Origin of the sequence: Zymobacter palmae (assembly GCF_003610015.1) — a bacterium.
Taxonomy (GTDB): Bacteria; Pseudomonadota; Gammaproteobacteria; order Pseudomonadales; family Halomonadaceae; genus Zymobacter; species Zymobacter palmae.
The window spans coordinates 2,718,427-2,740,555 of sequence record NZ_AP018933.1; the positions used below are offsets into that span (position 1 = coordinate 2,718,427).

Annotated in this window: 20 protein-coding genes; 6 read left to right on the forward strand and 14 right to left on the reverse strand. The window is 53.3% G+C overall.

Features of this window, described 5'->3' with window-relative positions; genetic code table 11:
• The first annotated feature begins 27 nt into the window (after positions 1-27).
• The 3 genes from ZBT109_RS11970 (at position 28) to speD (ending at position 2,870) form a co-directional block, all read left to right on the forward strand.
• Positions 28-957 carry a LysR family transcriptional regulator gene (locus tag ZBT109_RS11970; RefSeq protein ID WP_038278289.1) on the forward strand — a complete coding sequence of 310 codons (930 nt, stop codon included), beginning with the start codon at positions 28-30 and terminating at the stop codon, positions 955-957.
• A gap of 173 nt (positions 958-1,130) precedes the next feature.
• Positions 1,131-1,991: a polyamine aminopropyltransferase gene (speE, locus tag ZBT109_RS11975; protein WP_027705228.1), complete on the forward strand. Its 861-nt coding sequence runs from the start codon at positions 1,131-1,133 to the stop codon at positions 1,989-1,991.
• Between the two features lie 66 nt (positions 1,992-2,057).
• On the forward strand, positions 2,058-2,870 hold the full coding sequence (gene speD / locus ZBT109_RS11980; RefSeq protein ID WP_211245186.1) for an adenosylmethionine decarboxylase: 813 nt from the start codon (positions 2,058-2,060) through the stop codon (positions 2,868-2,870).
• 98 nt (positions 2,871-2,968) lie between these two features.
• On the opposite strand, the gene ZBT109_RS11985 is transcribed toward speD, so the two are convergent.
• The 6 genes from ZBT109_RS11985 to pstS form a co-directional block, all read right to left on the reverse strand.
• Entirely contained in the window at positions 2,969-4,723 is a 1,755-nt protein-coding gene (locus ZBT109_RS11985) for an AAA family ATPase (RefSeq protein WP_027705226.1), read from the reverse strand.
• On the reverse strand, positions 4,716-5,837 hold the full coding sequence (locus tag ZBT109_RS11990; RefSeq protein WP_027705225.1) for a hypothetical protein: 1,122 nt from the start codon (positions 5,835-5,837) through the stop codon (positions 4,716-4,718). Before ZBT109_RS11990 ends, ZBT109_RS11985 begins: the two co-directional genes overlap by 8 nt.
• A gap of 176 nt (positions 5,838-6,013) precedes the next feature.
• A complete protein-coding gene (gene pstB, locus ZBT109_RS11995) occupies positions 6,014-6,802 on the reverse strand; it encodes a phosphate ABC transporter ATP-binding protein PstB (RefSeq protein WP_027705224.1) in 789 nt (262 codons plus the stop codon).
• Positions 6,803-6,957: 155 nt separating this feature from the next.
• Positions 6,958-7,797 (reverse strand): phosphate ABC transporter permease PstA, encoded by an 840-nt coding sequence (gene pstA, locus ZBT109_RS12000; RefSeq protein ID WP_027705223.1) that lies wholly within the window; start codon positions 7,795-7,797, stop codon positions 6,958-6,960.
• On the reverse strand, positions 7,794-8,672 hold the full coding sequence (gene pstC, locus ZBT109_RS12005) for a phosphate ABC transporter permease subunit PstC (RefSeq protein ID WP_084261805.1): 879 nt from the start codon (positions 8,670-8,672) through the stop codon (positions 7,794-7,796). The genes pstA and pstC overlap by 4 nt, the downstream gene beginning before the upstream one ends.
• 146 nt (positions 8,673-8,818) lie before the next feature.
• Positions 8,819-9,859, reverse strand: a complete 1,041-nt coding sequence (pstS, locus tag ZBT109_RS12010) for a phosphate ABC transporter substrate-binding protein PstS (protein ID WP_027705221.1) — start codon at positions 9,857-9,859, stop codon at positions 8,819-8,821.
• Between the two features lie 547 nt (positions 9,860-10,406).
• Here pstS and phoA point away from each other — a divergent pair.
• Positions 10,407-11,861: an alkaline phosphatase gene (gene phoA, locus ZBT109_RS12015; protein WP_051523822.1), complete on the forward strand. Its 1,455-nt coding sequence runs from the start codon at positions 10,407-10,409 to the stop codon at positions 11,859-11,861.
• Between the two features lie 102 nt (positions 11,862-11,963).
• On the opposite strand, the gene ZBT109_RS12020 is transcribed toward phoA, so the two are convergent.
• The gene (locus ZBT109_RS12020) at positions 11,964-12,935 is read right to left on the reverse strand and encodes a hypothetical protein (RefSeq protein ID WP_145984528.1); all 972 of its coding nucleotides are present in this window, start codon (positions 12,933-12,935) and stop codon (positions 11,964-11,966) included.
• Between the two features lie 312 nt (positions 12,936-13,247).
• Between ZBT109_RS12020 and ZBT109_RS12025 the strand changes: the two genes are divergently transcribed.
• Positions 13,248-14,045, forward strand: coding sequence for an SDR family NAD(P)-dependent oxidoreductase (locus tag ZBT109_RS12025; RefSeq protein ID WP_027705219.1), 798 nt, complete (start codon positions 13,248-13,250; stop codon positions 14,043-14,045).
• Positions 14,046-14,233: 188 nt separating this feature from the next.
• On the opposite strand, the gene ushA is transcribed toward ZBT109_RS12025, so the two are convergent.
• Complete coding sequence (gene ushA / locus ZBT109_RS12030; protein WP_197714348.1) at positions 14,234-15,889, reverse strand: bifunctional UDP-sugar hydrolase/5'-nucleotidase UshA; 1,656 nt, start codon at positions 15,887-15,889, stop codon at positions 14,234-14,236.
• Between the two features lie 438 nt (positions 15,890-16,327).
• Here ushA and ZBT109_RS12035 point away from each other — a divergent pair, with 438 nt between their 5' ends.
• A complete protein-coding gene (locus tag ZBT109_RS12035) occupies positions 16,328-17,035 on the forward strand; it encodes an HAD family hydrolase (protein ID WP_027705217.1) in 708 nt (235 codons plus the stop codon).
• Positions 17,036-17,118: 83 nt separating this feature from the next.
• Here ZBT109_RS12035 and ZBT109_RS12040 read toward each other — a convergent pair whose 3' ends face one another.
• The 6 genes from ZBT109_RS12040 to nuoN all read right to left on the reverse strand — a co-directional run bounded on the left by ZBT109_RS12040 (position 17,119) and on the right by nuoN (position 22,128).
• Positions 17,119-17,451 (reverse strand): hypothetical protein, encoded by a 333-nt coding sequence (locus ZBT109_RS12040; protein ID WP_027705216.1) that lies wholly within the window; start codon positions 17,449-17,451, stop codon positions 17,119-17,121.
• Positions 17,452-17,581: 130 nt separating this feature from the next.
• On the reverse strand, positions 17,582-17,875 hold the full coding sequence (locus ZBT109_RS12045) for a hypothetical protein (RefSeq protein ID WP_027705215.1): 294 nt from the start codon (positions 17,873-17,875) through the stop codon (positions 17,582-17,584).
• 73 nt (positions 17,876-17,948) lie between these two features.
• A complete protein-coding gene (locus ZBT109_RS12050; protein ID WP_027705214.1) occupies positions 17,949-18,173 on the reverse strand; it encodes a hypothetical protein in 225 nt (74 codons plus the stop codon).
• A 174-nt stretch (positions 18,174-18,347) separates the two neighbouring features.
• A complete protein-coding gene (locus ZBT109_RS12055; RefSeq protein WP_027705213.1) occupies positions 18,348-19,496 on the reverse strand; it encodes a trans-sulfuration enzyme family protein in 1,149 nt (382 codons plus the stop codon).
• Between the two features lie 460 nt (positions 19,497-19,956).
• Complete coding sequence (locus tag ZBT109_RS12060; RefSeq protein WP_027705212.1) at positions 19,957-20,409, reverse strand: hypothetical protein; 453 nt, start codon at positions 20,407-20,409, stop codon at positions 19,957-19,959.
• A gap of 246 nt (positions 20,410-20,655) precedes the next feature.
• On the reverse strand, positions 20,656-22,128 hold the full coding sequence (gene nuoN / locus ZBT109_RS12065) for an NADH-quinone oxidoreductase subunit NuoN (protein ID WP_027705211.1): 1,473 nt from the start codon (positions 22,126-22,128) through the stop codon (positions 20,656-20,658).
• Between the last annotated feature and the right edge of the window lies 1 nt (position 22,129).

The window sequence follows — 22,129 nt, forward strand, 5'->3', positions numbered from 1 at the left end:
CTATCATTTTTGAAATCGATGCGAAACATGACCGCCATCAACCATTTCGATCTTCGTGCTTTTGACCTCAACCTGCTGATCGCCTTCGATGCCTTGATGCGCGATCGCAGCGTGACACGGGCCGCTGCGCGCCTGAAGGTTGGCCAGCCCGCGATGAGCCATAGCCTATCGGTACTGCGCACGCTGTTTCAGGATGAACTGTTCATCCGCGTCGGCGCACGCATGCAGCCCACCGTTCGCGCCACCGCTATCGCCCCCGCGATAGAAGCGGCCTTACTGTCGCTCCAGCAGACCATCCATGCGCCCATTGCTTTCGACCCCGCCACGGATCAGCGCCTGTTTCGCATCGGTGTATCAAAAGAAGTGGAAACGCTGGTCATGCCAACGCTGGCCGCCCATCTGAGCAGTGAAGCCCCGCAGATCCGCGTGCACAGCCGCATCGTGCTGCGCAAGGACGTCGCCCGCCAGCTGGACGAACAAGCGATCGACTTTGCCATAGGCTGTTTCGACCCGCCCGCACAGCGCTACCATCGGCACATGCTGTATGCCCAGTCGTTGAGCTGTGTCTTCAATCCTGACCAGCTCTCCCTCTTGGCACCCCTGTCGCTGCAGGACTATCTGCAACAACCGCATGCGTTGGTGACAATGAGCGACGATTTGCAGGGATGCCTAAGCGAAGCGCTTGACCGTGTGGGCCATCGCCTTAACGTTGCCATCGCCAGCGCCGATTTTCTGAGTGTGCTCGATACTGTCGCCACGGCTCCACTAATAGGCACACTGCCGACCCGCATAGCCCGGCGCTACGGACCACGCTTTGGGCTGGTCGAACAGCTCATCCCCCTCACCCTCGACATGCCTGACGTATCACTACTGTGGACGACGACACTGGATCAGGATCCTGCTACACACTGGCTGCGTGCACTGATCGCGCGCATCACGGCCCAATCCAAACACTGACGCCCTTCCAGCAATGCGCCCATTGCCCCAGTACCCCAATCAGCTATACTGCGCGCTCGCCCCTCCCGGGCGAGCACTTCCTCGCGCCATGCTGAAGCGCTCAAGCTCACAGCATGCGAGGGTTCCCCCTCTTCAGCCATCTCTTGTATGGCCCTCTTTCAGGAGGTCATCACATGTCCGACAAAATGACATGGAATGAAACGCTCCACGCCGGTTTCGGCCAGTACTTTACCGTCGACCGCGAGCTTTACCGCGAACGCACCGAACACCAAGATCTCATCATCTTCGAAAACGAAGCGATGGGCCGCATCATGGCACTGGACGGTGTGGTGCAAACGACCGAACGCGACGAGTTCATCTATCACGAAATGCTGACCCATGTGCCCCTGCTGGCCCACGGCAACGCCAAACGTGTACTGATCATCGGCGGCGGTGACGGTGGCATGCTGCGTGAAGTCTGTCGCCATAAAGGCGTCGAGAAAATCACCATGGTTGAGATTGACTCCAGCGTAGTCAGCTTCTGCAAAGAATACCTGCCGCGCCACAGCAACGGTGCCTACGACGACCCGCGCTTCTCGCTGGTGATCGACGACGGTGTGAATTTCGTCAACCAGACCGACGAGACGTTCGACGCCATCATCTCGGATTGCACCGACCCCATCGGCCCCGGTGAAAGCCTATTCACCTCTGCGTTCTATGAAGGCTGCAAGCGTTGCTTGAATGACGGCGGCATCTTCGTGGCCCAGAACGGCGTCTGCTTCTTACAGCAGGATGAAGCCGTGACCAGTCATGTTCGCCTCGGCCAGTACTTTGACGACGTCACGTTCTATCAGGCGGCCGTACCGACCTACTACGGCGGCATTATGACCTTCGCCTGGGCCAGCAACGACGCGTCCCTGCGCACGATTGATGCTGAAACACTGCAAGCCCGCTTTGCCGCTGCCGAGCTGACCTGCCGCTACTACAATCCGGCTATCCATACCGGCAGCTTCGCTCTGCCGCAGTACCTGCTCAACGCACTCAACGCCGACTGACGGCACACGCCACCGCGCGTGACGCCATGTCCGGCATGGCATACATGATCTATTTCGCACATTTACATGTACCCTGGAGGTGCACCTGAATTGAATAAGCTGAAACTGCACGGCTTCAACAACCTGACGAAAAGCCTGAGCTTCTGCATCTACGACATCTGCTACACCAGCAATGAGGCCGAACGCGATGACTACATCGCCTATATCGACGAGCGCTATAGCGCCGATCGACTGACCGAGATTTTGAGCGAAACCTGCTCAATCATCGGGGCCAACATCCTCAACATCGCCCGCCAAGACTACGAACCACAGGGTGCCAGCGTTACGGTTCTAATCAGCGAAGAGCCGATCGACCCAAAAACGGTCGACACCACGGAACACACCGGCCCACTGCCGGACAGCGTGGTCGCCCACCTCGACAAAAGCCATATCTGCGTGCACACCTATCCGGAAAGCCATCCGGAAGGCGGTCTTTGCACGTTCCGCGCCGATATCGAAGTATCGACCTGTGGGCTAATTTCACCGCTTAACGCGCTGAACTACCTGATTCACGCCCTTGAGTCCGATATCGTCACCGTCGACTACCGCGTGCGCGGCTTCACTCGCGACACCCAAGGCGTGAAGCACTTCATCGACCACGACATCACCTCCATTCAAAACTTCATGCCTGACAGCATGAAGCAGTCGTATGACATGGTCGATGTGAACGTCTATCAGGAAAACATCTTCCACACCAAGATGATGCTCAAGGACTTCGACCTCGATCACTACATGTTCAAGGCACGCCCCGAAGCCATGAGTGATGCAGAGCGCCAACGCATCAGCGATCTACTGTGGAAGGAAATGCACGAGATCTACTTCGGACGCAACATGCCGTAAGCGCGGGCCATCGCGGCCCCTCTCGGGTATCACCTGATACGACAAGGCGGCCCTGTCGAAAGACAGGACCGCCTTGTCGTATCAGAATGTCAGAACAATCATATAATATCTAATTTCTTCAATGAATCTTGCAACTTATAAATTTCTTTCTCAGACAGATTTCTTTTCAATAAAAAAGCTCTGGTATTTTTAGAATCACCTATACAAATTTTTGAACTTTTTTCATCAAAATACTTTTTATCTATTTTTTTTACATCAAATAGCTCTGAGTGGTCATGAAAATCATCATCTTTACATTCAGCAAGAGAAAAGATCATTTGACCGGTTGATTTTGATTCTTCCCCTAAAAATTTTAAAATAAGCTCTCTATTATAATAATCTATATCTTCTTTAAAGACAGCATCTAAAATAAAAGGAAATTGATGATTTTTTTTGATGCTAGTAACCATTTTATAAAATGCAAAATGATAGGCCATTATTATCTTATGAAGCTCGACGCCTTGATATGGAAAAGAACTTATAGCATACAAATCTCTATATTTATCTTGCTTAGGTACTGTAACATCCAAAGAGCTTGCTTTACTAAGAAAAATTTTTAAAAATGACTTTTCAACTTCTTTTCTTTTACGGACAACAGAATTATCACCCGTTATTAATTTCAATTTATCATTTATTACAGACAGCTCATCTTCAGCCAACATTATCCTTCTATTTATTTCATCTTTTAAAGCAATAGATGACTTGTATTCCAGCCAGTCTTTAAAACTAATATCATCAACACTACTATCAATTAACAAATTGTAATTTTTTGCATTATCTTTATTTTTTGTATTTATTTTTTCAGAAATACTATTAATTTTGCTTTGTAGTTTTTTTATTTCTTCTCCTATAATTTTTTTCTGAGTCAAAGCATCATTTATGTCTTGATAATAAAAATATAAACTCTCAATACCACTCGGTAAAAATTGGCCACAAACATTACATTTATCTAACTCAGGCCTTTGTAGTTTTATATTCCTTATAATCTTATATATTATCTTTTTGCGCTCGTTAACTTCTGCCATCTCATTACAACAATCACTATATTTAACTTCAAGATCAGATAAACCTTCAGAATTTTCTTTAAAATGCTCTAAAAACTTATTGGTTTCACCCTTAAATCGCGAATCAATTTTTTCAGATAATAAAATAGAAGAGTCTTCTTCTTTATATGTCGATAAAAATCTTATTTTTTTATTTAATACATCTTTTTCTTTTTCCAAAGAATATCTTTCAATATTATTATTACTACCATCCACTCCCATATAGTAATCCACATAATCACAATTAAAATCCTTATAAAATCTATAGTCTCCTATAGATTCCTTCAAATAAACCCACCCGACCGACTGGGAAATATAAAAAGGTAAAAAAGCCGCTTCTACGGGAGCTTTCACAAGTTCATTTTTATTTTGTAGCATCATATTAAAACCAAAAATATTGCTAAAAATATCTTTATACTTAATATGTTCTTTTGAATTATTAGCATTTATTCCATTAAACTTATAAGAGATTTCTCCACAAACAGATATTATAAGACTATTGTCATGCCGAACAAATATTACACTTTTATGCACTCCATCTTTTTCATGATCGACCTCCAATCTAAACAAAGCATCTTCTTCTATTATATCATTTAAATTTTCTTTAGAATCATTCACACCCATAGAATATAATATAGACTGTATGAGAGTACTTTTACCTGATGTGTTTTTACCATATATTATATTAACTGACCTACCAAATTCAGCATCAAAAACTTTTTCTGTAGAGAAAGAGTATACAAAAATGTTTTTTATAACAATATTAATCATGTAATTTTCTCGTTTCTACGTAGGCAGCAATTATTGAAAATGCAACCTTATCATTAGGTAAACTACAAGTCTCTTTGCTTATAAAAGACTCATAAAGTTCTTTAATACAATCTATCACAGAATAGTGGTTATCATCTACATGACGATTTTCTCGGACAAATTTATATATTTTTCTATACTCAACTTGCCGATTGTCTTTAAATAGATCAAAAAAAATATTTATATAAGCTATTGATCGATGTTGTGAAGTTACGGATATTTTTAATTGTTTTGAAAGTTGCATAGCATTTTCACGCCAAAAAGCGAAACTTTTCTTTCTAATTTCAAATATATTAAAAGCGTGGTCAATATCTTTTTTGCTCAGCCTTTTTGTTTCATCGGAGAGTAATATCTCCCCCCTGTTATTGTATTTCAATTCAACATCTGAAAGTAAAGACATTAAAGTATCAATCACTGCATTATGATCTTCAACTTTTTTTCCAAGCAATCTATAACATGCTCCCACCAAATTATCTTTCCATTCCTTGTATTGTTTAGGCAAATCTATACGCTTAAAATGAACGTTTCTGATCTGGTTAGAATCGGCATTATTCAATAGCGACAGTTCTTTTTCTATTCTATTTTTTATCAAATCATCCAATTCAATATAAGAACACGTATGATTTGCGCAATTCACTGTTTTGACATGCTTTTTCTTTTTTTTCTTCTTATCAACCGTAACATCAACTGTAACGCTTAATTCAACATCTTCGTTTGTTATAAAGTAAAGCTTATGACCATATTCTTTAGATTTTTCTAAAGAATTATCTTCATCTATGTTTATACCTACCGAAATAATATCATTGACAATCGTTATAAAATCATTAGATATAGTCCACTTTTTAGACGATTTTTTAGCTTGGTAGCTTTCTAACTTGTACAACCTATTATTTTTATCTAAATAAACAAATAAAAAATCATCATGATGCTCTACATAAATAAAATAATCGTTATCAGAACAAGAAAACATCTCAAAATTATCAAACATTAACTTAATAATACAAACTTTTTGAAAAGAATATCCGGCTCCTCCATTCACCCCAGAATTAGCACCTTTTTTAGTATTATCTCCCATCTTCTCACCCCAAAAGTAAAAGTTTTCAGCTCATTTTAAAATAACCAACTGTATAGAAATGTAAAGCATTAAAAAAGGCGATGCCCATTGCATCGCCTCTGGCTTCAAGGAAAGGCGTCCTTGCCCTTCCCCCCGGTCGGCCCTTGGCCGAAACCTTGCGCTATCCAGCAACCTAATTAGCCGAAGCGGCCCTGGATGTAATTGAGCGTACGTGGATCGCTGGGGTTGGAGAACATCCGTTCGGTCAGCCCCGCTTCGACAATCTCGCCCATGTACATGAACACGGTGCGGTTGGAGATACGCGCGGCCTGCTGCATGTTGTGGGTCACCATGACGATGGTGTACTCCTGCACCAGCTCCTGAATCAGCGTTTCAATATGACCGGTCGCAATCGGGTCGAGTGCTGACGTCGGTTCGTCGAGCAGAATCACGTCTGGCTTAGTGGCAATGGTACGTGCGATGCACAAGCGCTGCTGCTGACCGCCAGACAGTGACAGCCCCGGCTGGTTGAGCTTGTCCTTCACTTCATCCCACAGTGCGGCCTTGCGCAGCGCCCATTCGACGCGCTCCTGCAGATCACTGCGAGAGATTTTTTCCTGCAGCTTAACGCCAAAAGCCACGTTATCGCGAATCGACATCGGGAACGGCGTAGGGCGCTGGAACACCATGCCGACACGCATGCGCAGCAGTTCGGCATCAACGTCGGGGCTGTTCACGTTCTGACCGTCAAGCAGAATATCCCCTTCGCAACGCATGTTCGGATACAGCTCGTGGATACGGTTGAGGCAGCGCAGCAGTGTCGACTTACCACAGCCAGACGGGCCAATGAATGCGGTTACCTGGCGTTCCTGAATGTCCAGCGAGATATCCTTCAGCGCGTGAAAGTCGCCGTAATAGAAGTTCAGGTCGCGAATGCCCAGCTTGAATGCACCCGCATCGTTGGTCTGTTCGAGAGGTGTCGCCATAACAGTGCGCTCTTCTTTATTGTGGGGTCGATCGCTGGAATTGCCGCAACGGTCGCCGAAAGAGGGATCAAGTGACACGACCTGCTGATCGTCAGTACTGAAACGCTGCGGGTTATACATGATAGTTCCTTGCTGTTCGTTTCGTTGGGTCGTGATCATGAGGTACGTGCCAGGCGGCGGGACACGATGCCCAGTACCAGAATCATCAGCGTCATCAGCAGTGCCCCTGTCCAAGCCAGCGCGACCTTGTCCATGTCATACCCTGTCAGCGTCATGTTTTGATACAGCGTCATCGGCAGGTTAGGCATGGCATCCGACAGGCGGAACCAGTTCCATTGGTTGGTATTGAGGGAGGTGAAGATCAGCGGTGCGGTCTCTCCACTGATACGCGCACAGCCCAGCAAAATCCCCGTGATAATGCCCGGCATCACCATGCGGAAACTGATCGAAGTCAGCACCTTCCAACGCGGCGCACCGAGCGCATAGGCCGCTTCGCGCGTGGGTGCCGGCACCAGCCGCAGCATGTCTTCAGTCGAGCGAATGACCATCGGTAGGATGATGATCGCCAGTGCGATGCTGCCCGCCCAGCCGGAGAACCCACCGCTTGGCAGTACCACCAATGCATAGATGAACAGGCCGATGATGATCGACGGTGCAGACAACAGCATGTCGCTGGCAAAGCGGATAAGCCCCGACCAGCGAGAGCGGCTTGCGGCCAGCCAGCTACCGGCCGCCATGCCGACCACGGTACCCAGTAGGGTGCCGAGTAGGGTCATAGTCAAACTGCCGATAATGGCGTTTCCCAACCCACCGCCACTGGCGCGGGTACGAGAGGTGAAGACCTCAAGCGACAGCTTCGGCAGTCCGCTGTACAGCAGTTGGAAAAGGATGGCCCCCAAGGCCACCAAGCACAGGCCTGTAACGCCTAGACAGGCCAGCCAAGCAATGCGGTTGACGATACGACGGCGTTGATAGCGTGAGGTTGAGGTCATCATGCCTGTTTTCCTCCTCGCTGAATCATGCGAGCAATGGCAAGCACCACTGTAGTGATGATGAACAGCAGCAGCCCCAAGGCCAGCAGCGCGGAACGCTGGCTGCCATCGGCTTCGGAGAACTGCGACGAAATCAGGGCGGCGATGGAGGTACCTTGATGCGTCGGTGACATACTCAGGAAGACGTTATTACCGATCACGAACGACACCGCCATGGTCTCGCCGAGTGCGCGGCCAAGCCCCAGTACAATCGCCCCCGCCAAGCTGCGGCGAATCGATGGGAAAACTACATGGCGCAATGTTTCCCACGATGTGCCGCCCAGCCCATAGCAGGACTCTTTCACTAGCGGTGATACCTGTTGCATCGCATCGCGCGTCATGGCGGTAATCAACGGGGTGACCATCAATGCCAGCACGATACCGGCAGAAGCGATGCCTGACCCCGCGGGGAATATCGAGGGAAACAGTCGCTGCAACCACGGGCACAGCACCATGCTGCCCCACATGCCGTAGACGATAGACGGTACGGCAGCCAGCAGTTCGATCAGCGAGCCAATAAAGCGGGCCAGCCTGACAGGGCACCATTCGGTCAGCAGGCTGGCGACACCCCATGCAACGGGCACAGCCAGTGCAATAGCAATAAGGGAACTTACGACGGTGCCGTATAGCGCCGGAAGCGCACCATACTGGCCTTGAACGGGCGCCCAGACGGTCCCCGTAATGAATTCCATTCCGTGCTGGCTCAGCGCAGGCCATCCTGCAATCGCCAGCGACAGCAATAAGGCAACCAACAAGGCCGGGATGCTCCATGCGGCAGCCCCGGTTGTCAGTGCCAGCACACGATCACCTCTCTTACTGGGTGCTCGCCGTGTCATCATTCCATCACTCCTGCTTGACGCCTTAAGGCAGATGCAGACACTGGCCCGACAGAGGCGATAACGTTCATCTGTTCGGGTCAGCGCTCGCTATCTGAGTACCCGTCCCCCGGCCCACACTACCGCCAGGGGGACGGATATTCAGCAGATCACTGGGCCGGCCACAGCGGCGTACTGCCGTCCGTGATTTTCGACCAGACATCATGCTCCACCTGGTCGATTACGTTCTTCGGCATTGCTACATAATCCAATGCCGCGGCAGTATCCTTGCCGCTAACGTAGGCCCAGTTGAAGAATGCCAAGGCTTCTTTGGCCGCTGCAGCATCGGCAGGTTTGACTGGCATCAGGATGTAAGACACCCCGGTGATCGGCCAGCTGTCCTTGCCGGGCTGGTTGGTCAAGACCAACGCCAGACCTGGTGCATTCTTCCAGTCTGCATGTCGAGCAGCGGCGCTGAAGCTGTCTGCGCCCGGTGTCACATACCCACCGTCGCGGTTTTTCAGCACCACAGTGGCCACCTTGTTCTGGCGCGCGTAAGCGTACTCGACATACCCGATGGCTCCGACCGTGCCTTGCACACGTGAAGCCACTCCCCCATTGGCCTGAGCCCCAATACCGTTAGGCCACGGCACCGTATTACCTTCACCGACTTTCTGTTTGAAGGCCGGACTGACCTCACTCAGATAGTGGGTGAACAGATAGTTGGTACCCGATCCCTCTGCGCGGTGAACCGGCGTGATCGCCAGATCCGGCAGATTGATATCAGGGTTCAGCGCCTTGATGCGGGCATCATTCCAGCGTGTGATATCACCGGAATAGATGGCCGCGAGGGTTTCGCCATCCAACTTCAGCGAATTCCCTCCAAGAGCAGCGCCAAGGTTCACGATGGGCACAACGCCCCCCATGATCATCGGCCACTGCACCAGCCCTGCTTTCTGCTGGTCTTCTGCACTCATCGGCACGTCAGAAGCACCGAACGTCACCGTGCGTGCTTTAATTTGAGCGATACCGCCCCCCGAACCAATGCCTTGATAGTTGATAGCAACGTTCTTGGCATCCTGGTAGTCATCCGCCCAGCGCGTATACACCGGATAAGGGAAGGTTGCCCCAGCACCTGTCACCGTCGGAGCGGCCTGAACAAGAGGAGCGCTTAACAACATGGTCAGAGCAATGGTCGTGCGCTTGAGCATGGCGGTTCTCCAGAAAAGTGATCACGGCATGACAGGGGCCGAAGGCGGCATCGCCTGTGCATCTCATGACCAGAATCTAGAAGGGCGATGTGACAAAACGGTGACGGTTTTATGACAGGTAAGTGACGAGTAAATGACAGTTTTGTTAAAGGGCTATAGGCCACCCGTATAAATACTATTGTTATTCAACACGTTATATCGGGCATGTATTTCAAAACAGGAAGGTCTGCTATGTCATGAAAATGACACTCAGAACGCCTAAAAACACTCAAAAGTGATCAACAAGCAGAAAATTCTTTATGAAAAACAGCGCCATCAGCCAATAAAACAGTCTGCCATCACCTTAGATAAGAAAAATATAAGGCACGATGAAGCCCCTCTCTAAATCAGCTCCAAAGGACGGCAATCGACTGTCATCAGAATGTCATCCAGCGGTCACGAAAACGTCATCTGCCCATGCAACTGTGTCTGGGCACTCCTCGGGCAGCACTGGCGGTCCCGCGGAGGATAACAACCGCACTCACAGCGTTTCGGGGAATCCTGACTCATGATGGCACGACATCTTTCCAGCTTTGCCCTTCCCAGCCTTACCCTCTGCGGCACGCTTCTTGCCGCCTCGCTCGCACAGGCCGCTTCCGTATCCGGCCCCGTCGATGCACAGGGCGCCGCACGCCGCGGCTATCACATCACGCAGGACGAGATTCGCCAGGCGTTCTCCGACCAGAAGGCACGCAATGTCATTCTTTTTATCGGAGACGGCATGGGTGACTCGGAAATCACGTCTGCTCGCAACTACGCCGAAGGCGCTGCGGGCCGTTTTAAAGGGCTGGATGCCTTCCCCTTCACCGGCCAGTACACCACGTTCTCGCTCGACCGCACGACCCACCGCCCGGATTACGTGACGGACTCAGCGGCATCGGCCACCGGCTGGACAACCGGTACTAAAAGCTACAACAAGGCCATCGGTGTTGATGTGAATGGCCGCCCAATGCCAACGCTGCTGGAACTGGCTAAAGCCAGCGGCAAGGCCACTGGTAACGTCACGACGGCAGAGGTACAGGACGCCACCCCCGCCGCGCTGATGGCGCACGTTGCCCTGCGCAGCTGCAAGGGCCCCGATGAAGTCGCCGCGAAGTGCGCAGCGGATGCACTCGAAAACGGGGGCGCTGGTTCAATCGCCGAACAGTCGCTCAACGTTCGCCCAGACATCATTTTCGGCGGTGGTCGCGCCTACTTCGAACAACAAGCCCATGCGGGGCAGTGGAAAGGCCAGAGCTTGCTTGATCAAGCCAGCGCTCGCGGCTATCAGCTCGTCGGCGACCGCGCTCAGCTGAGCGCACTGAAGGTGGCTGATCAGAAACAGCCGGTGCTAGGACTGTTCGCGGCCAACGATATGCCGGTCAATTGGGATGGCCCCAAAGCCACGCACAACGGCCACCTCGACACACCTCCGGCGGTCTGCACACCTAACCCCGAACGCCCCGACAGCCAGCCCAGCCTGAAGGAAATGACCCGCAAGGCCATTTCACTGCTGGACAAGAACCCCACCGGCTTCTTCCTGCAGGTGGAAGGGGCATCCATCGACAAACAGGATCACGCGGCTAACCCATGCGGCCAGATCGGTGAAGTTGTCGACCTCGACCAAGCGATTCAGGAGGCACTGGCCTACGCCAAGACCCACCCGGATACGCTGGTGCTCGTGACAGCCGACCATGCCCACTCCAGCCAGATCATCCCCACGGATGGCAAGGTGCCGGGGCTGTCGCTGGCACTGCGCACGCATGACAACGCGGTGATGGCGATGAGCTATGCCACCGCTTCCGAAGGATCGCAGGAACATACCGGTACTCAGCTGCGCATAGCCGCCACTGGCCCGCGTGCAGGCCGCGTACTGGGACTGACCGACCAGACAGACCTGTTCTTCACCATTCGTGACGCACTGGGCATCAGCCACCAGACCACTCAGAACGTTACCAAGACACTGGCACCAGCCGCTCACTAAAACGCGGCCAATGAAAAAGCGGCCCCTACCGAGGGCCGCTTTCTTGCGTTAGGAAGATACCGTCCGCGACAACCATGAAGCGCTGCTATCACTCGCGCCGAGCTATGTGCCGACCGTAACCTCAAATACCGTGGCGGTCTGCGACAGCGATTCCGGCCACTGCTCCTTCTCCAGTACCTTCAGCACGTCATCGCACAGAGGCACATCGTTTCCAGCCCGCGAGACATCAATCACCGGTAGGGAAGCACCCCATCTGTCCATTACCAAGCGCACCGTACAGTGCTTGCCCTTGGTCTCCGCCGCCCGTGCAGAAAGCGCCTTGAGTGCCTCATTAGCCATTGCCTGATAGCGCTCGATATCAGGCTGGTTGCTAGAAGACATTTCTATATCTTCAGGCAACGGAGAATTGTCTTGTTCTCCGCAATCGGCGCTCAATGCTTCAACAGAATAAGGCTCAACCCACCAATTCTGACTATACCCACCCGACCCTCCTGTGACCTCCCAAGAGAGTAAGCGATCTTCTTTATCATCTCGATGAATGAGATAAGTAGCATTCTCACCTGAAACAGAGCGCTGGATACATTGCAGATGCGCAGTGATGCCTACTTTTGCGAGCGATGGCAACGTTTCGAAGGTGCAGGCACCATTCCAGATTCCGAAGCAGTCGTGCGGTGAAAATTCAATTTTCTCAACACCAAACTTCGGGTTGCCCGACGCAGAAAGCGTGATATCCCAACCTAGCTCTTGGTTGGTCTCGCGCAGCTCCGTCGCTATCTCGTCAAGCACATGGATCCGCATAACCCCAACACGTTCCGTCGCATTCGCACTGGGCCCTAGCTCAGCACTCCACGCAATATGCTGCGCCTCTGATTGCCATACCCATGCCCACCCATCTTCCCTAGAACTTCTTTTCTCCTTATCAGGCATCGTCGACAGAATAAAGTCCCCCAGTTCGACGCTCGGCCGCCCTGTCAGCACGGCGGGGTATACCGGCGCGACCTTGGCAGGCGGCGTGGGTGCTACCGCAGACGATTCTGGCAACCGATCGCTCAGCACCTTCAGACCGATGCCCAACGGGATTCCGGTGCCTAACAGACAGCTCAGGAATATCCCTATACATAGTTTTCCCCCTCGCATTGCTCTTCCTCTTGTAATCCCTTGTCGTAAAAACGTTTTGTGCAAAAAGAATAACGTTTCCGTTTGGTTGCTGATACCGGTGACAGCAGGATATCCAGCCGCTTAGCGGTGTTAATGCCCCACTACGGAACTACGACATCAATGCGCTGCCTCACGATGAGAGGCTGGACATCTAGGGGTATTCGGCCACAGTAAAAATAGGACGGTGGCTACGCTAGCCACCGTCGACCATGGATAGGAGAACGCCAGATGGAACTGGGAATTCGTGATCGCGTTGCGCTGATTACTGGCGCAGCAGGTGGTATCGGACTGGCTACGGCTAGACTGCTGGCCGAGGAAGGCGTCAAGCTGGTACTGAGCGACCTGGATCAGCAGGCGCTTGATGAAAAGACAGCTGATCTGCCTGCGCAAACGTTACGTCTGGCTGCCGATGTCACGCGCCAGCAAGACATCGATGCCGTTGTCAGCGAGGCTCGCCATACCTTCGGCCACATCGATATCGTGGTGCATACAGCCGGTGTGACCGGGGCCAAAGGCGACCCGCTGACGCTCAGTGATGATGACTATTTGGAAGCGTGGCAGATCGACTTCATGTCCGCTGTGCGCGTCGCCCGAGCCACCCTTCCGGCCATGCGGGAGCGCAAGTGGGGGCGTTTTGTCTGTATCACCTCCGAAAACACCGTGCAGCCCTACTGGGAAGAAGCCGTCTACAACACCGCCAAAGCGGGACTGGCGGCCTTCATCAAAGGGCTATCCTATGAAGAGGCCAAGCACGGCGTGCTGTGCAATACCGTTGCGCCCGCATTCATCCAGACCCCGATGACCGACGGCATGATGAAACAGCGGGCCAAGGAGCAGGGCGTTTCATTTGACGAAGCGGTGAAGAGCTTTCTGGCCGAAGAGCGCCCCGGCATCGTGGAACAGCGCCGAGGACAGGTTGAGGAAGTGGCCCCCGCCATTGCACTGCTGGTATCCGAGCGGGCATCGTTCATCAACGGCGCGAACCTGCGCGTCGACGGCGGTTCGGTCATGGCCGTACAGAACTAACCCCCTGTCAGCAACGAACCGTACCACGCTAACAGGCTCTCAAGCGTGCGCAGGTTTGGTATGCGTCATGCGATACAATACACATCACCAGTACGCAAAAAAAGCGCTCTCAATAATGAGAGCGCTTTCAGGTCGAGCAATGTTGCCAGCGCGTCCGTGCGAGCATGCGCGCTGGTCATCCCTGCTTATTAGTAATGGTTTTCCGGAGTGAAATCGCTAACTTTGAGCGCCGGGTGATGTTCGACATAGTGAATCAGTGTGTCGATATCAATGACGCCGCGATCCACATAGGTCGGATGGGTATCAATCGTCGGGTAGCCATCGCCACCACGTGCAACGAAGCTATTGGTCACCAGCGTATAGCGGCGCTTCGCGGACAGCGGTTTACCGTTGATGCGGTAGCGCGCCAGCCCTTTGGCGTTCTGCACGACGGTAACCTTACGCAGCTGAGCAAAACCACCTGCGCCTGACGGAATCGCTGTGGCAGCGTCCAGATACTGTGCCAGCTCCTGGCCGTTCATGGTGATACGTACAACGGTGCTGCCAAACGGCAGGACACGGTACAGGTCACCCACGCGGATCGTGGTATTTTCCAGCGCATCACGCATGCCACCACCGTTCATCAGCGCCAGATCGCCCGGCACGGATTCGAGATAACCCGCCAGAACCAACTGAGCCAGCGGAGCCTGGCGACCGCGAACTTCCAGACGTTCACCGCCGAACGAACGATCGCTGGTACCAACCTGACGTTCCAGCATCGCATGAGCGTGCTGCTGGTACGGCGTCAGGAAGTTCAGCATCTGCGGGTCTTCTTCGATGCGGTGAGTGTAGTATTTGCGCACCGGCTTGCCTTGTTCGTCCTTGACCTCATGATTGAGGTTGACCGGGATCAGCTGGTAGTGCTCCAGCACGAACTGGCCATCCTTGTAGACGAAGTCGGCACGGCCTACGTATTTGCCCCACTCGTGGGCCTGAACGATCCACGTGCCGTTCTGACGATCCGGTGCACAGGGCGTACCCGGTACGTAGTTGAGATCACGTACGTTCTCGGACAGCATGCAGACGGGGTTCTGGCTGTGACCGCCGACAATCATCGACAGATCGCCTTCCGGCATGGCACGCGCCAGCTCAACGTCGCCCGGTGCGGCAACGCCGTGCTCTCCGTTCGGGTAGTGGCCCATATGGGTCACTGCAATGATGACGTCAGGGTGAACGTCTTTCTTCAGCTCAGCGATGACGTCACGCGCGGCCTGCTGCGTGCTGCGAAATTCCAGTCCTTCGGTATGCGTCGGATCACTGAATTTCCAGGTGTCTTCCGTCGTCAAACCAATCACGGCAATCTTCAGCCCTTGGCGTTCGAAGATCGCGTACGGCTGGAAGGCATGCTCGTTAGTGCCTTTACGATAGATGTTGGCGGACAGCACCGGGAAACCGGCCCATTCGATCTGCTTGCGCAGTACATCCAGCGTATTGTCGAATTCATGGTTGCCCAGCGACATGGCATCGTAACCAATCATGCGCATGCCTTTGAAATCAGGCTCGGCATCCTGCATATCGGAAGCCGGTACACCGGTATTGATATCGCCACCCGAGAACAGCAGTACACTGCCACCCTGCGCTTCCACTTCGGCTCGTACGGCATCGACCACGGTCTTCTGAGCGGACAGGCCGTACTCATCGTGATCGTTGTGCCAAAAACGGCCATGATGATCGTTGGTGTGCAGAATCGTTATGCGCTTCGGCGCATCACCTTTGTCAGGTGTTGTCGGCGCTGGCGTCGACGTACTGCACGCGGCAAGGAAGGAAAGTGAAAACGCAAGAAGAGCGGATCTTATCGGTCGCACGGCAAGTTTCTCTGCTGCTGGGTAGTGAAAGGCTGATCCTGTACAAGACATGTCAGGAATTGCGCAGGCGCGCATGATAAAACATTTTTGCCTGCCATGTAGCATTATTTGTTACACAGGCAACAGTTTTATTACACACCAGACGAGCGCGAAAACACGCCGCGTCATCGCATAACGCCCCTCGATTCAAGATAGTTAGAGGATGATACGCGAAGCATAGTGCACCTGTGACCTGGCATTATCGCTGGCAGACAAATGGTTCAACGTGCATGATCTGTGCCATTCGCATGCTTCACCCGATCGTTTACGGCAAAGATCAGCGCTTGGTATCTGTCGGGTGCCTCATGCTGCCGCAAAACATGGCCGACACACCACACGGTGCGCGGAAGAAGCCCCCTTCACCACCAACCAGATCCATTTAAGGAACGAGTGAGTGCAATGACGATAAAAGCCATTACCTTCGATATCGACGATACGCTGTGGGATAACGCCCCGGTCATGGCTCGCCTTGAACCCGCCCATTACCAATGGCTGGATGATCAAATCCACCACGCACAGCGTGTGCCGCTAGATGAGTACATGCGCCGCCGCCAGGCCTTTTCGGAAGCTCACCCGGATGTGCGTGGCGATCACACCGAAGTGCGCCGTCGCGTACTGCATCAGATCGTGCGAGAACAGGGCATTGAAGAGCCACTGGCAACGCAACTCACCGAGCGTGCCATTCACTACATGCTGGCGCTGCGCCATCAGATCGAACCGTACGAAGAATCCGAAGCACTGCTTGAAACGCTGTCGAAGCGCTACCCTCTGGCGGTCATCACCAACGGCAATGTTGATATGCGCCGCCTACCGCTCGGGCGTCATTTCGACGCCATCTTCAATGCCGGCGAACTGGGCATGTCTAAACCCTCACCCAAGGTATTCCACGCGGCACTGGCAGCGCTGGGCGATGACATTCGTCCCGAAGATGCTATTCATGTCGGCGACTCGTGGGCGCACGATGCCCTCGCTGCACACGGTGCAGGCATGAAGGCGGCTTGGATTGACGTGCACGATCAGCACCACGAGTGCCCCGAGGGGGTCTACCGGCTGAACCACGTCCGCGAGCTTCCTGCACTGCTGGCACAGCTAAACGGCGACGCCTGATCCTCACCCCCCAGCATTGAAAAAGGGAAGGCCCATACAGCGCCTTCCCTTTTGATCACCGCGAGAACATCATCGCTGCGTTATCAGATAGTCCCCGTAACGTACTGCACGGCGTGAGCGCCGCACCAGAAGCCGCCCGCCAGTCCCAGCGCGATACCGAGCGCAAAGGAAAAACGACGGCGCGCGGCTATGCGGTGACGGTCGAAACAGATCAGCAGAATCGGGAAGCATGGCACGCTGGCCAGAAATGCCGTCTCAATCCCTTTGATCTGGATCAACAGCTGCAATAGCGCTGCGACGACGCTGCCAAGAACCCCCGCCCCGACGATACCTAGCAGCAGGCTGATGCCTTTACGGTATTTCAGCGGACGAGCATCGGTGGCTACGGCTGCACTGTGAGTATGCTGCATCGTCATATTGTGTCTCCCTGCATGAAGCAACATGGGCGGCCCATATTGCTTATCTCTCTTTGTAGGTTATCAATCTTTGTAGATCATCAATTCTGCACTTGCGCATCGCGCTATCCATGACGGGCATGTGTGCTCATCAGAACAACCGGAAGCCACTTTGCCATATCCAGTCGGCTGGCCCACAAAACCCGATGATGATGCCGGCGACAATGCCAAAAGGGATCAGTGCTGAGTAGAACGCGTGCAGCCTGCACCGCGCTATGGCCAATATACCCGTCAAAATACCGCTTATGCCGAGCCACACCCATGCGCCAACTTGATACAGAAAAAGCAGCATGAATACGGTTGAAATGACACTGATTCCCGTCAGGATGGAAAATAACGACAATGCGATGATATTGCCGATATCCAGCGGTAATGGCTTTTTCATATCCCTGCCCTTCCTATTTATATTTCGACTGCTCGATACCAGATCAATGCGCGATACTCGTTGCCGTTTATTATCAATTGGCTTTATTCAACGCCTGGATGGTGCCAACAACGCCGCAAATGATGAAGGGTATAAATTCAATCAAAATGACGTAGGCATGCATATTGGGCGTGATCGCGATCACATACAGGATATGCGCGAAGATAACCGCAGCGAGGGACAGCATGGTCGCTCCACGCTTCAGCATCGGACGCGGCAGTGCGTGACTGTCTTTTTCATCGAGATGATCGCGGCGCATGTATTCTCCCTTATGAGCGCGGTTGGATGGCCGCTCCAAGGCCTCTCCGTAGTGTAGTGCTAATGCGATAGAGGGAAGGATACGCAGCCAATGCGCGGTTGGCTTTAGCCAAGGCCGCACATCGGCTGTACATAAATGTCAGCGTAGATCAACGCCAACGAGAGGAAACAAACGTCATTCAGTGAAGGCGTGTGCCAGGTCGGCAATCAGCTCATCGGCGTTCTCGATCCCAACGGACAGGCGCAGCAACTGCGGCGTGATGCCCACTTCACGCTGCTGTTCAGGGGACATCGCCGCGTGCGTCATCACGCTGGGCTGACAGATTAAGCTTTCAACACCCCCAAGGCTTTCCGCCAGCGTGAAGATGCGCAGGCGCGCAACAACGCGGCGTACATAGTCGTTGTCACCGTTTAGCTCAACGGAGATCATACCGCCGAAGGCACGCATCTGGCGCTTGGCCAGCGCATGCTGCGGGTGACTTTCTAAGCCAGGGTAGTGAACGGCCTTGATGCCCGGCTGCGCTTCAAGCCAGTGGGCGATTTTGAGCGCATTTTCGCTATGGCGCTCCATGCGAATCGCCAGTGTCTTGATGCCGCGCACGGTCATGAAGCTGCTATAGGGGTCGAGCACGCTACCGACAGCGTTCTGCAAGAAAGCCAGCCGCTCGGAAACTTCTGGAGCATCTGCGCTGGTGACGACAACGCCCGCCACGACATCGGAATGGCCGTTCAAGTACTTGGTGGCAGAGTGCAGCACGACATCGAACCCGTGTTCAATCGGGCGCTGCAGGCACGGGGTCGCAAAGGTATTGTCCACCACGCTGATCAGCTTATGGCGCTTCGCGATAGCGGCGATGGCAGACAGGTCAGCCATCTTCATCAGCGGGTTAGTCGGCGTTTCGACCCAGATCATTCGGGTATTGGGACGGATGGCCGCTTCAATACCGGCCAGATCCGCTGGATCAATATAGCTAACGGTCAGACCCGTCGTACGCTGACGGACCTTCTCCAGTAGGCGACGCGTGCCGCCGTACAGATCGTCAACCGCGATCAGGTGGGCGTCCTTGTCCAGCAAGTCCAGCACCGTCGAGCAGGCAGCCAGACCGGTGGCGAAGGCAAAGCCGTGCGCACCGTTTTCCAGCGTCGCTACCGTCTTTTCCAGCATCGCACGGGTTGGGTTGGCCATGCGCGCATATTCGTACGGGCCAGGCTCGCCGGGAGCAGTCTGACGGAAAGTGGTAGAGGTGTAGAGCGGCGGAACGACAGCCCCCAACTCATCGGGCGTATCGCTGGCATGGACAGCAAGTGACTCTAAGGTCTTCATAAGATGATCCGTAACCTGGTTGTTCTTGAATGGAAAGCGGATGGGGATACTCCAGACGTTACCACACTTGGCGCAAGGCTTTTATGCGATCGCTGCATAACCAAACAACACATTTTTCATTCGCGCCAAGCGCGCCATAAATCACGAGCCTTTTAAGGGCGCATCCATCAGTACCATCAATTCACAACAGCGCCCCTGCCAGCATTCGACAGATGGAGCCTCTATCTTGGCATGGGCCTGAAAAAGCGTGAGAAAGCGCCCGTTCAACCCCTTACTTAATACAGCGCCATCTGGCTGGAAAAATGCTCATATCGCTTACGTCTCGGCCCCACTCACAACGAAGAGGGGATGTTCTATAGGCAGTGACAGCGGCTCCTTCCCAGCATGACGCCGTAAAAAGACACCGCCCCTACCGATCACACGGACAGAGGCGGTGTTTTCATGACACTAGCGCGATCAATCAGCCATCAACGCGAGGCACGCTATGGCGCTGCTGCACAAACAGCACTATCCGCGCAATCACGATCACCACACACAGGGCCAGCGCGATCTTAGCCATCAGACAGCACAGGATGAAACCGACGGCGAAATAGGCCCAGCGCCACGCGCTGGACGAACGGAAGATGACCATCCACAGAGCAAGTATCATCATCACGACAGCGATGACCAACCCGGCATTGGCAGAGCTATGGATGAAGCTTCTGAGGCCGGAAGGCATGCCGATCGACCATGAGGTGTGCCACCAGATCCCCGCGATGGCCCACAGCAGACGCAGCGCCCAACACATGATGACACCGGACATGCCGGCATTGAGCACATCCCACAGCGGTGCCCGCTGCCGGTCCGGCATGACCATAACAGGGCTGTCGTTCTGGGCGATGATATCGCGCACTTTATTGATGAGGTTGCTCACGCAGATGCTTTTCCTTTGAGTTGCCGAGACGATGCGATCTTCCCCTTCCCTCAGCAGTTCAGTTCAGACGGTAGGCTGCATACTACACCAAACCTCAGGGGCTCCAAATAAGGCGCGCAAGCAAAGGGATAGCACAACTAGCACGTCTGACATGCTTGGACTGAAGACCACAATGCTCTCCGTCCTTCATGAAAAAAGCCTCCACCAAAAGGTAGAGGCTTCTTCAAAGCAGAAGTGCTCATGTTCTCAAAACGTGCCCACTAGATTCATCAGCGGGGTCGGGTACAGCCCCAGAATCCAGACAACGGTGGTCACTACGAACGCCGTAACCAGCGCACAGCTGGCACCCTTGAGCCGTTCGGCTCCCACTCCTTCCTCTTCGGTACGCTCAGGAAGAAACAGCGTAATCATCACGCGCAGGTAGTAATAAAGACCGATCGCGCTGCCCAGCACCAGTACCATTGCCAGCCACCACAGATGGCTTTCCACCGCGACAGAAACGACGTAGAACTTACCGACGAACCCGGCCGTCAGCGGAATACCCGCCATCGAGATCATCATCAGGCTCAACCCTGCCGCCTGATACGGATGGCGCCAGAACAGCCCACGGTAGTGGTACAGCTGGGCGTAGTCGCTGCCATCGTAAGGACTGGTCACGAGCGTCATAACGGCGAAGGCACCCAGCGCCGTTAGCATGTACATGCCCAGATACAGCGCCGCAGCTTCGGCCGACGAAACGGCTGGGCTGCTGTGCCATCCCAGCGCCACCACGACGATCATTAGGTAGCCTAGGTGTGCGATCGACGAATAGCCCATGATACGTTTGAGGTTGTTCTGCAGCAGCGCCAGCAGGTTACCGCCCAACATCGACAAGATCGCCAGACCGCTCAGCACCTTGTAAAGAATGTCGCGATCAACGGGGGCGCTGATCATAAAGCGCAGCAGCGCCGCAAATACCGCGACTTTGCTTACCGTGGCTAAAAATGCCGTGACCGGCATCGGCGCGCCCTCATAGACATCCGGCGTCCACAGGTGGAACGGAATGACCGACAGTTTGAAGGCCAATCCAATCACCATCATGCCGACAGCGATAGTCGTCCAGCGGGAGCCGAGCAGCGAGGGCTGTGCGCCGATCTCATTGAACAGCAGCGAACCACTAATCGCGTAGAGCAAGGCCATCCCGAACAGTAGGAACGTGGTCGCCAAGGCTGACAGCACCATGTACTTGATACCGGCTTCCAACGAGTTGCGGTTGCGATAGGTAAACGCGGCCATGCCGTACAACGGTACCGACATCAATTCCAGCCCGACAAACATGGCAGCCATATGCACGCTGCTGACCAGCAGAATTGCCCCCATCACCGAGCAGGCCAACAGCATGTAGAACTCGTCGGGATGATCGTCGAAGCGGTTGAAGTAGGTCTTGCCCAGCAGGGTGCAGAAGAAGCCTCCCACCAGCACCATACCGGTGAAAATCAGCGAGTAACGATCGACCACCATTACCGGCGTGACGGACAGCGAATGCGTGCCGTGCGGCAGCACGCTACCGAACCCCACCCACAGCGTTGCCACGAAGGCCAGCGCCAGTCCGATGGCGGTCAAGGTCGCGCTAACAGCGTGGCTGCGCCGCCATGCCGTGACCAGCATGACCACCAGCACGGTCAGTCCCGTAACGATCATTGGCGATATCGCCAGAAGATGTGTCGATGTCAGGTTCATG